Raw genomic sequence first — 11,232 nt, forward strand, 5'->3', positions numbered from 1 at the left:
ATTGTGCTTTGCCTCAAAAAGCCTAATGGTGATTGGGTGAGCAGCGCTATGATGTTAAGATACCGTTGTAATCTTGTATAAAAAAACAGGTCTCTCCTACATGCAACAGCACTATCAATTTGATGCCATTGTGATTGGCTCGGGCCCTGGTGGTGAAGGTGCCGCCATGGGGCTGGTGAAACAGGGCGCCCGCGTGGCCGTTATCGAACGGTACAACAACGTAGGCGGCGGATGTACCCACTGGGGCACCATCCCTTCCAAAGCCCTCCGCCACGCCGTCAGCCGCATTATCGAATTCAACCAGAACCCGCTTTACAACAACTCGCGCACGCTCAGCGCGACCTTCCCTGACATTTTACGCCACGCCGATAACGTCATCAGCCAGCAGACCCGCATGCGCCAAGGCTTCTATGAGCGAAACCAGTGCAAACTGTTCGCCGGCGACGCGCGCTTCATCGACGCCAACACCGTCAGCGTCAGCTACATGGACGGCACCCAGGACACCATCCGCGCCGACCACATCGTGATCGCCTGCGGCTCGCGCCCTTACCATCCGGCCAGCGTCGATTTCAATCACCCGCGCATCTACGACAGTGATTCCATTCTCGAGCTGAGCCATGAACCGCGCCACGTGATCATTTACGGCGCCGGGGTGATCGGCTGCGAATACGCGTCTATCTTCCGCGGCCTGAACGTCAAGGTGGATCTGATCAACACCCGCGATCGCCTGCTGGCGTTCCTCGATCAGGAGATGTCGGATTCGCTCTCTTACCACTTCTGGAACAACGGCGTGGTGATCCGCCACAACGAGGAGTTCGAGAAGATTGAAGGCACCGAAGACGGCGTGATCGTACACCTGAAATCCGGCAAGAAGGTGAAAGCGGACTGCCTGCTGTACGCCAACGGCCGTACCGGCAACACCGATTCGCTGGGGTTGGAAAACGTCGGCCTGGAATCGGACAGCCGCGGGCTGCTGAAGGTGAACAGCATGTACCAAACCGCGCTGTCGCACATCTACGCGGTCGGTGATGTGATCGGCTATCCGAGCCTGGCTTCCGCCGCCTACGATCAGGGCCGCATCGCCGCGCAGGCGATCGCTTCCGGCGAAGCCAGCGGTCACTTAATCGAAGATATCCCGACCGGCATCTACACCATTCCGGAAATCAGCTCCGTCGGCAAAACCGAGCAGGAACTGACGGCGATGAAGGTGCCGTATGAAGTGGGCCGCGCCCAGTTCAAACATCTGGCGCGCGCGCAGATCGCCGGGATGAACGTCGGCAGCCTGAAGATCCTGTTCCATCGCGACACCCTGCAGATCCTCGGGATCCACTGCTTCGGCGAGCGTGCGGCGGAGATCATCCACATCGGTCAGGCGATCATGGAACAGAAAGGTGAAGGCAATACTATCGAGTATTTCGTTAATACGACCTTCAACTATCCGACCATGGCCGAAGCCTACCGGGTGGCGGCGCTTAACGGCTTAAACCGCCTGTTTTAACGCGTTGTCGATGTAGCCCTGCATGTGCTCGCGGATCGCTTCGGCCAACTGCTCATAACGGCTGCGCAGTGGGGAACCGGGGCGATACACCAACGCGATGGTGCGCTTCGGTTCCGGCTTGTAGCAATCCAGATAGCAGACGCCGTCGCGTTCGCGCTGCGGCGGCACCGCCAGTGACGGCAGCAGGGTAATGCCGCTGCCGGCCGCGACCATATTGCGCAGCGTTTCCAGACTGGTGGCGCGGAAGTGGGTATCCTCGTCCGCGCCCGCCTGGAAGCAGAAGCCCATCGCCTGATCGCGCAGGCAGTGGCCATCTTCCAGCATCAGCAGCTTCTCTCCCGCCAAATCCGGCATCGCCACGCGCTCGCGCTGCGCCCACGGGTGATCGGAATACACCGCCAGCTTCATCGGTTCATCGAACAGAGGCACTTCGATAAACGCCTCGGTTTCCTTCACCAATGCCAAAATGGCGCAGTCCAATTTGCCGCTGTCGAGTTGCGCCAGCAGTTGCTGGGTTTGCGCTTCGTGCAGGTACATTTCCAGTTTCGGGAAAGTTTTGTGCAGCGTCGGGATGATCTGCGGCAGCAGATAAGGCCCCACGGTCGGGATCAGGCCGATGTGCAGCGGCCCGGACATGGCTTCGCCCTGCTGGCTGGCCATCTCCTTCAATACTTTCACTTCGCGCAGCACGGTACGCGCCTGCTCCACCAGCAACAGACCCGCCTGGGTGAACAGCACCTTGCGGCTGGTGCGCTCGAGCAGCATGACGCCCAACTCGTCTTCCAGCTTGCGGATCTGCCCGCTCAGCGTGGGCTGGCTCACATGGCATGAATCGGCCGCACGGCGGAAGTGCCGGTGCTCGGCCAAGGCGACCAGATACTCTAAATCACGAATATTCATTGTTTCCCTCCATTCCATGATAGCTCATGGCGATAGATAAGATAGCAATGAGCGATTAGATCTATCAAGCCCCAGCGACAATAATGTGTCCCAACGAAGCGATATCGCGCTAAATGCTAAAAATTACTTTTCCTAATTAAGGGGTTAATCAATGTTTACCAGTCAAGAAGGCAAGAAAGTTCCTCAGGTTACTTTCCACACCCGTCAGGGCGACCAATGGATTGATGTGACCACTGATGACCTGTTCAAAAACAAAACGGTCATCGTGTTCTCGCTGCCGGGCGCGTTCACGCCGACCTGCTCTTCGAGCCATCTGCCGCGCTACAACGAGCTGTCCAGCGTATTCAAACAGCACGGCGTCGACGGTATTCTGTGCGTCTCGGTGAACGACACCTTCGTGATGAACGCCTGGAAAGCCGATCAGCATGCGGAAAACATCACCTTCGTGCCGGACGGCAACGGTGAATTCACCAAAGGCATGAACATGCTGGTCGAGAAAGCGGATCTGGGCTTTGGCCCACGTTCATGGCGCTACTCGATGCTGGTGCGCGACGGCGTGGTCGAGAAAATGTTCGTCGAACCGAACAAACCGGGCGACCCGTTTGAGGTGTCCGACGCCGACACCATGCTGAAATACCTGGCGCCGGAATTCAAAGTGCAGGAGTCGGTCTCCCTGTTCACCAAACCAGGCTGCCCATTCTGCGCCAAAGCCAAACAGATGCTGCAAGAACGCGGCATTCAGTATGAAGAGATCGTGCTGGGCAAAGACGCCACCACCGTCAGCCTGCGCGCCGTCAGCGGCCGCGCCACGGTGCCGCAAGTGTTCATCGGCGGCCGTCACATCGGTGGCAGCGACGATCTGGAAACTTTCCTGTCAGCTTAATAAGTAATAACAAAGCCAACGTGAACTTTGGCGGGCTACGGCCCGCCCTTTTTTTACCTTTCAGGAGCGGATATGAAACTGTTGAACGTTGATGTCGCGGTCATCGGCGGCGGCACCGCAGGGCTCGGCGCCTATCGCGCGGCCAAGCTGTCTACCCCCAGCGTGGTGATGATCGAAGGCGGGCCTTACGGCACCACCTGTGCGCGCGTTGGCTGTATGCCATCCAAGTTGCTGATCGCCGCTGCCGAAGCGGTGCATCAAATCGAACGCGCGCCGGGCTTTGGCGTGCACCCAACCGGTAAAACCCGCATCGACGGACGTGAAGTGATGGCGCGCGTCAAGCGCGAACGCGATCGCTTCGTCGGTTTCGTGCTGGAAGGCGTGGACGAGATCCCGGCCGGCGACAAAATTCAGGGCTATGCCCGCTTTATCGACGACAACACGCTGCAGGTCGATGACCATACGCGCATCGTGGCGCAGCGCATTGTGATCGCCACCGGCTCCCGCCCCAGCTGGCCGGCGCCGTGGAGCGAACTGGGCGATCGTCTGATCGTCAACGACGACCTGTTCAACTGGGATGATTTGCCGCAGTCCGTAGCGGTATTCGGTCCCGGCGTCATCGGGCTCGAGCTGGGGCAAGCGCTGCACCGCCTCGGCGTCGACACCAAGGTCTTCGGCATCGGCGGCGCAGTCGGGCCGCTCACCGACAGCGCCGTGCGCGACTACGCCGCCAAAGCACTGGGGGAAGAGTTCTATCTCGACGCCGACGTGAAGGTAGAGATGATGCAGCGCGAAGGCGACAAGGTGTTTATCCGCTATCGGAACCTGCAGGGCCAACCGCAGGAGATCCTGGTGGACTACGTGCTGGCCGCCACCGGCCGCCGCCCCAACGTCGATCGGCTGGGCCTCGAAAACACCGGCTTGCAACTCGACGCCCGAGGCGTACCGCTGGCCGACCGCCTGACGATGCAAACCAGCGTGCCGCATATTTTCATCGCTGGCGACGCCAGCAACCAACTGCCGCTGCTGCACGAGGCCAGCGATCAGGCACGTATCGCCGGCGCCAACGCCGGCAGCTTCCCGGAGATCAACCCGGGCCTGCGCCGCAGCGCGATTTCGGTGGTGTTCTCCGATCCGCAGATCGCCATGGTCGGCTCAACCTTCCGCGAGCTGAGCGAGAAGTTCAGTGCCTGCGGCTGCTTTGAAGTGGGCAAAGTCTCGTTTGAGAATCAGGGCCGCTCGCGGGTGATGCTGCGCAACAAAGGCATTCTGCACGTCTACGGCGAGCAAGGCACCGGCCGTTTCCTCGGCGCGGAAATGATCGGACCGGACGCCGAACACATCGCACACCTGCTGGCCTGGGCTCACCAGCAGCAGATGACCGTCGATCAGATGCTGGACATGCCGTTCTATCATCCGGTGATCGAAGAAGGTTTGCGCACCGCGCTGCGCGATCTGCAGGCGAAGCTCAAACTCGGCACGGCCGAAATCGAGCGCTGCCAGCGCTGCCCGGGCGAATAACCTCTCATTCTCCGTTCATCCCCACCGGGCCTTCAGGCCCGGTTTTCTTGCACAGCACTTCCCTACCTCCTCTTGCCTCACGGCCCTTCTGCGCTCATTTTTTATGCGTCGACATTGAAATGATACCAATATTGATACTAAAATGAAGAAAGGAGCCAGAATGGAGGAAGAACATGGAAAGGCATGAACACTATACCTATCGCATCACCTGGTCAGCGGAAGATCGTGAATATGTCGGGCTGTGCGCCGAATTCCCCTCGTTGTCCTGGCTGGCGGCCACGCGTACCGGCGCACTGGAGGGTATCGAAAAAGTCGTGAGCGAAACGATCGCCGATATGCTGGCGCAAGGCGAAACGCCGCCGCAGGCGCTGGCGGAAAAGAACTTCAGCGGAAAACTGGTGCTGCGCATGACGCCGGAACAGCATCGCCGGCTGGCGCTCGGCGCGATGGAGGAAGGCGTGAGCCTGAACCGCTATCTGTGTGCACGTCTGGCGGGGTAAAGGTTCAAGGGCGGCGCCGGGCCGCCCTTGTCGTCGTCAGGCCAAACGCTGTTTCGCTGCGGCGATTGCCGCGGCCACCTGCTGCGGTGCGACGCCACCTTTGGCCGCACGCTTGTCCAGGCAGGATTGCAACGCCAAGATCGGGTAAACGTCGTCGCCGATCGTCGCGCTAAACTGCTGCAAGTCCGCCAGCGGCAGCGCTTCCAGCGGTTTACCCTGGCGAATCGCTTCTACCACCGCCTCGCCGACGATGTGGTGCGCTTCGCGGAACGGCACGCCCTTGGCGACCAGGTAATCCGCCAGCTCTGTGGCATTGGCATAGCCCTGCTCCGCCGCTTCCTGGCAGCGCGGGCGTTTCACCTGGATGCCGTCCAGCACCAGCGCCGCCATCTGCAGGCAGTCCATCCAGGTGTCGAGCGCGTCGAACAGCCCTTCTTTGTCTTCCTGCATGTCTTTGTTGTACGCCAGCGGCAGGCCTTTCAGCGTCATCATCATACCGGTCAGCGCGCCCTGTACGCGGCCGCATTTGCCGCGGATCAGCTCCAGCGCGTCCGGGTTTTTCTTCTGCGGCATCAACGAAGAGCCGGAGGTCACGCGGTCGGACAGCTCGACAAACGCCGCTTCGCCGCTGTTGAAGAAGATCAGATCTTCGGCGAAGCGCGACAGGTGCACCATGCTGATGGCGGCGTTGGACAGCAGCTCCAGCACGTGATCGCGATCGGATACGCTGTCCAGGCTGTTGCGGGTCGCCGAGGCGAAGCCCAGCCAGCCGGCCAGCTGCTCGCGATCGATAGGATAAGCGGTGCCGGCCAGCGCGCCGCTGCCCAGCGGGCTGACGTCCAGCCGTTTCAGGGTATCCTGCAGACGGCTCTCATCGCGCGCCAGCATCTCGACATAGGCCAGGCACCAGTGCGCGAAAGTCACCGGCTGCGCGCGTTGCAGGTGGGTATACCCCGGCATCACCGCATCCTGGTTGGCTTCGGCGGTCTCCACCAGCGCCTGCTGCAGCTGGACGATCGCCTGATGCAGATCGCCGATCTGCTGTTTGCACCACAGCTTCAGATCGGTCGCGACCTGATCGTTGCGGCTGCGGCCGGTGTGCAGCTTCTTGCCCAAATCACCGACCTTCTCGATCAGCTTCTGCTCCACCCAGCTGTGGATGTCTTCGGCATCGCTTTGGACGATCGCCAAAGGGTCGGCCTGGACCTCCGTCAGTAGCGCATTCAGCGCCTGCTCCAGCTGCTGTTGCTCCGTTGCCGTCAACACGTTAACGGTCACCAGCGCCTTCGACCAGGCCACCGAGCCCACGATATCCTGCTCCGCCAGGCGATAATCGAACCGCAGCGAATCGTTGAGTTGCTTGAACCGCTGATCCGCCGCCTGAGTGAACCGTCCACCCCAAAGTGCCATATCTTACTCCTGAATTTTTATGCGAAAGGGCGCAGCATGCTGCGCCCTTGCAGAGTCACGCCAATCGATTATTTATTCTTTTTCTCGTTCAACGCGCGGATGCGTGAAGACAGAGAGAACAGGCGAATAAAGCCGCCCGCGTGGCTGTGATCGTAAACTTCGTCTTCGCCGAAGGTGGCGAACTCTTCGGAGTACAGGCTGTTGGCCGATTTCTTCTGGGTCGCCGTCACCTGGCCTTTGTACAGCTGCAGCACGACTTCGCCGTTCACCTCTTCCGCCAGCGCTTCGGCAGAAGCCTGCAGCGAGCGGCGCAGCGGCGCGAACCAGCGGCCGTCGTACACCACATAGGACATCTCCAGGCCCAGCTGCTCGCGCCATTTGAAGCTGTCGCGATCCAACACCAGCTGTTCGACGGCGCGCAGCGCCGCCACCATGATGGTGCCTCCCGGGGTTTCATAGCAGCCGCGGGATTTGATGCCCACCAGGCGGTTTTCCACGATGTCGATACGGCCGACGCCGTGCTTGGCACCCAGCGCGTTCAGGGTTTCCAGGCACTGGTAAGGCGACAGCGCTTTACCGTTAACCGCCACAACGCGGCCTTTCTCAACGGTAACGGTCACCTGCTCAGGCTGATCCGGCGCTTCCTGCGGATCGACGGTCCATACCCAGCAATCTTTGTTCGGCGCATTCCACGGGCTTTCCAGCACGCCGCCTTCGGTGGAGATGTGCCAGGCGTTCTCATCGCGGCTGTAGATTTTTTCCAGCGACGCGGTGGTCGGAATGTTGCGCTCTTTCAGGTAATCCAACAGCGCTTCACGGGAACGCAGGTTCCACTCACGCCACGGCGCCACCACTTTCAGCTGCGGCGCCAGCGCGGTGTAGGTGGTCTCGAAACGCACCTGGTCATTGCCTTTGCCGGTCGCACCGTGGCACAGCGCGTCGGCGCCCACTTTCAACGCCAGCTCGACCTGCGCCTTGGCGATGATCGGCCGCGCCATCGACGTGCCCAGCAGGTAGCTGCCTTCGTACAGGGCGCCGGTCTGCAGCACCGGATAAACGTAATCGCGGATAAATTCTTCACGCAGATCCACCACGTGACATTCAGAGGCACCGGACTGCAGGGCTTTTTGCTCCACGCCTTCCAGATCGCTGCGCTCCTGACCGATGTCCGCCACGAACGCCACCACTTCACAGCCGCCGTAGTTCTCTTTCAGCCATGGAATGATGGCCGAGGTATCCAGGCCGCCGGAGTACGCCAGAACGATTTTTTTGATGCCTTGGTTTTGCATGATCTATTCCTTTCTAATTCTAAAATTAAGCGAGGATCCGGGTGCCAATCGACACGCCGTTAAACAAAGCAGGAAGCTGATCGGCATGGCGCCAGCTGGCGATATCCACCGGGCGGCCGAGGGTGCGGGCCGCGTCGAGCGCCGCATTCACCTTCACCACCATACCATCGGTGATGATGCCTTGCGCGATCAGTTGTTCCGCTTTTTGCGCCGTCATTTCCGCAATGCGTTGCCCCTTGCCGTCGAGGATGCCGCTGACGTCCGACAGCAGGATCAGATCCGCCCCCAGCGTCGCCGCCAGCGCCGTCGCCGCCTGATCGGCGTTCACGTTCATTAACTGCCCTTCGGCGGTGATGCCGATGGAGCTGACCACCGGCAGGTAGCCGGCGCTCAGCAGGGTATTGAGCAGCGCGGGCGAACCGGGCTGCGCGTTGCCGACGTGGCCCAATGCCGGATCGAGCGGGGTCACGACCGCGCTGCCGCCATCCGCCAGGCTCAGGCCGACGGCGTTGATTTGGTGTTTAATCGCCCACGCCAGCAGCGTTTTGTTGGCGGTGCCGGCCAGCGCGCCGGTGATGATGTCGATCTGATCGGCCGGCGTGACCCGCAGGCCGTTCTTTTTCACCACCGGCAAAGAGAGCTGCTTCATCAGTTCGTCCACCACGCAGCCGCCGCCGTGCACGATCACCAGCGGGCGCTGATGCTGCTGCCGGTAACTGTCCAGCGCGGTAAACAGGCGCTCCAGCGCTTCTTCACTGTCTAATAACACGCCACCTAACTTGATAATTAACGGGTTCATTGCTGTTTACTCACGCTGGTTTAAAGGAGTGACTGGGTTTCCGGGAAGCCGAAACGGATATTCAGGCATTGCACCGCCTGCGCCGCCGCGCCTTTCAGCAGGTTGTCTTCCACCGCTACGGCGATCAGATGCTCGCCCTGCACCGCAAAACCGATGTCGCAGAACGGCAACCCCACCACCGCTTTCAGCGCCGGCACGCCCTGGTCGTATAACCGCACCAGCGGCTTGTCGTCATAGGCGGCATGATAGGCGGCCGCGACGTCCTGCGCGGTCACGCCGGCCTTCAGGCGGCAGGTGATGGTTTCAAGGATACCGCGCGGGAAGTTGCCCAGGTGCGGCGTAAAGATAACCGGCACGCCCAGGTGCGCGGCGATCTCCGGCTGGTGCCGATGAGTGAAAATACCGTACGGCTGCAGGCTCACTTCGCAGAAGCTGGTGGTCATGCTGGCCTTACGACCGGCGCCGCTGACGCCGCTGGTGGCGTTGATCACCGGCCACTGGTCGAGGTTCAGCAGCTGCTTCTCGATCAACGGCTTCAGCGCCAGCTGCGCCGCCGTCGGGTAACAGCCCGGCACGGCAATCAGCTGCGCCTGTTTAATCTTGTCGCTCTGCCACTCCGCCAGGCCGTACACCGCCTGCTCCAGCAGGGCGCCATGCTGATGTTCGAAACCGTAGTACTGGCTATAAAAACCGGCGTCCTGCACGCGGAAGGCGCCCGACAGATCGAACACCACGCAGCCCGCCGCCAGGAAAGCCGGTGCGATATCGTGGCTGACTTCATGGGCGGTGGCGAGGAACACCACGTCGATGCCCTGTGCCGCCTTGGCAACGTCGGTCAACGGCTGCAGCGGCAGATCGACGATGCCTTTCAACTGGGGATGGAGATCGGAAAGCAACTTTCCTGCATCTGCACTTTGCGCTGAAACCGCTAAAGCGGTTATGTTCATGTGTGGGTGGCGATTCAGGTAAGCCGTGAGCTCCGCTCCGGCGTAACCGCTGGCACCAACGATCAGCGTATTCAACATGTGGCCTTTCACCTTCTAAACTGACGTGCGGTCGCTTGCGACCCAGGTAACAGGGCTAGCCAGCGTTGTTGCGCCGTTCACCCACGGAGCCAGGCGTTGATGCTTTTATAAACATCCGGGTATCGGGTTCCCTTACGCTTCGGCTTACTGTATTTTTATTCAAAATAAATGCATGAATATTGATACTATCCTAACCAAAGGCTGTCAACAGTGAAGATGAAATTACCTCCATTTATTGAGCTGTACCGGGCGTTGATCGCAACGAAGTCGATCAGCGCCACCGATGCCGGCCTCGATCAGAGCAATGAGGCGTTAATCAACTTGCTGGCCGGATGGTTTGCCGACCTGGGCTTTCGCGTCGACGTACAGCCGGTGCCGGAATCGCGCCACAAATTCAACCTGCTGGCCAGCATCGGCGAAGGCAGCGGCGGCCTGCTGCTGGCCGGCCATACCGATACGGTGCCTTACGACGAAGGCCGCTGGACGCGCGATCCGTTCACCCTGACCGAGCACGACAACAAGCTCTACGGCCTGGGCACCGCCGACATGAAAGGCTTCTTCGCCTTTATTCTGGATGCGGTGCGCGACATCGACGCGAGCAAACTGACCAAGCCGCTGTACATTCTGGCTACCGCAGATGAAGAAACGACGATGGCCGGCGCACGTTATTTCGCCGCCTCCACCGCCATTCGGCCGGATTTCGCCATCATCGGCGAACCAACCTCGCTGCAGCCGGTGCGCGCACACAAGGGCCACATGGCCAACGCCATTCGCATCGTCGGCCAGTCCGGCCACTCCAGCGATCCGGCGCGCGGCGTCAACGCCATCGATCTGATGCACGAATCCATCGGCCACCTGATGGAGCTGCGCAAAACCCTGCAGGAGCGCTACAACAATCCGGCGTTCGCCGTGCCTTATCCCACCATGAACTTCGGCCATATCAGCGGCGGCGACGCGGCCAACCGCATCTGCGCCTGCTGTGAGCTGCACCTGGATATCCGCCCGTTGCCCGGCATGACGCTCGACAACATCAACGAGCTGATGCATCAGGCATTGGAGCCGGTGAGCCAACGCTGGCCGGGCCGCCTGACCATCGAAGAGCTGCACGCGTCGGTGCCGGGTTACGAATGCCCGACCGACCACCGCATGGTGGCGGTGATCGAGGAACTACTGGGCACCCGTACACAGGTGGTCAACTACTGCACCGAAGCGCCGTTCGTGCAGCAGGTCTGCCCGACGTTGGTGCTCGGCCCCGGCTCCATCGATCAGGCCCACCAGCCGGACGAATACATCGACACCGCGTTTATCGAACCGACGCGCAAACTGTTGGGCCAGCTGGTCAATCACTTTTGCCGGCAATAAACCCGACATTTAACAGGGGAAATGCTTTATGCTTTCCCCTACCTC

Annotated in this window: 10 protein-coding genes; 5 read left to right on the plus strand and 5 right to left on the minus strand. The window is 60.5% G+C overall.

The genetic code is table 11. From position 1 onward, the window contains the following. The first annotated feature begins 100 nt into the window (after positions 1-100). On the plus strand, positions 101-1,498 hold the full coding sequence (sthA, locus tag V8N38_RS24665) for a Si-specific NAD(P)(+) transhydrogenase (RefSeq protein ID WP_004931047.1): 1,398 nt from the start codon (positions 101-103) through the stop codon (positions 1,496-1,498). On the opposite strand, the gene oxyR is transcribed toward sthA, so the two are convergent. Then, positions 1,481-2,398 carry a DNA-binding transcriptional regulator OxyR gene (gene oxyR, locus V8N38_RS24670; protein ID WP_033636422.1) on the minus strand — a complete coding sequence of 306 codons (918 nt, stop codon included), beginning with the start codon at positions 2,396-2,398 and terminating at the stop codon, positions 1,481-1,483. The genes sthA and oxyR overlap by 18 nt on opposite strands. Before the next feature lie 151 nt (positions 2,399-2,549). Here oxyR and V8N38_RS24675 point away from each other — a divergent pair, with 151 nt between their 5' ends. The 3 genes from V8N38_RS24675 (at position 2,550) to V8N38_RS24685 (ending at position 5,302) form a co-directional block, all read left to right on the plus strand. Continuing rightward, positions 2,550-3,281 (plus strand): glutathione peroxidase, encoded by a 732-nt coding sequence (locus V8N38_RS24675; RefSeq protein ID WP_019452251.1) that lies wholly within the window; start codon positions 2,550-2,552, stop codon positions 3,279-3,281. 72 nt (positions 3,282-3,353) lie between these two features. After that, positions 3,354-4,802: a dihydrolipoyl dehydrogenase gene (locus V8N38_RS24680; protein WP_100397031.1), complete on the plus strand. Its 1,449-nt coding sequence runs from the start codon at positions 3,354-3,356 to the stop codon at positions 4,800-4,802. A gap of 173 nt (positions 4,803-4,975) precedes the next feature. Then, a complete protein-coding gene (locus V8N38_RS24685) occupies positions 4,976-5,302 on the plus strand; it encodes a type II toxin-antitoxin system HicB family antitoxin (RefSeq protein ID WP_060424959.1) in 327 nt (108 codons plus the stop codon). Between the two features lie 36 nt (positions 5,303-5,338). Here the strand turns inward: V8N38_RS24685 and argH are convergent, their stop codons facing one another. The 4 genes from argH to argC all read right to left on the minus strand — a co-directional run bounded on the left by argH (position 5,339) and on the right by argC (position 9,825). Continuing rightward, entirely contained in the window at positions 5,339-6,712 is a 1,374-nt protein-coding gene (gene argH / locus V8N38_RS24690) for an argininosuccinate lyase (protein ID WP_043140965.1), read from the minus strand. A 68-nt stretch (positions 6,713-6,780) separates the two neighbouring features. Beyond that, positions 6,781-8,001, minus strand: a complete 1,221-nt coding sequence (locus V8N38_RS24695) for an argininosuccinate synthase (RefSeq protein WP_019452247.1) — start codon at positions 7,999-8,001, stop codon at positions 6,781-6,783. Positions 8,002-8,026: 25 nt separating this feature from the next. Then, positions 8,027-8,800, minus strand: a complete 774-nt coding sequence (gene argB, locus V8N38_RS24700) for an acetylglutamate kinase (RefSeq protein ID WP_038872691.1) — start codon at positions 8,798-8,800, stop codon at positions 8,027-8,029. A 20-nt stretch (positions 8,801-8,820) separates the two neighbouring features. After that, positions 8,821-9,825 (minus strand): N-acetyl-gamma-glutamyl-phosphate reductase, encoded by a 1,005-nt coding sequence (argC, locus tag V8N38_RS24705; protein ID WP_025304655.1) that lies wholly within the window; start codon positions 9,823-9,825, stop codon positions 8,821-8,823. Positions 9,826-10,041: 216 nt separating this feature from the next. Here argC and argE point away from each other — a divergent pair, with 216 nt between their 5' ends. Further along, positions 10,042-11,187 (plus strand): acetylornithine deacetylase, encoded by a 1,146-nt coding sequence (gene argE, locus V8N38_RS24710; RefSeq protein ID WP_060423745.1) that lies wholly within the window; start codon positions 10,042-10,044, stop codon positions 11,185-11,187. The last annotated feature ends 45 nt before the right edge of the window (positions 11,188-11,232 follow it).

This window comes from Serratia nevei, assembly GCF_037948395.1.
GTDB classification, from domain to species: Bacteria; Pseudomonadota; Gammaproteobacteria; order Enterobacterales; family Enterobacteriaceae; genus Serratia; species Serratia nevei.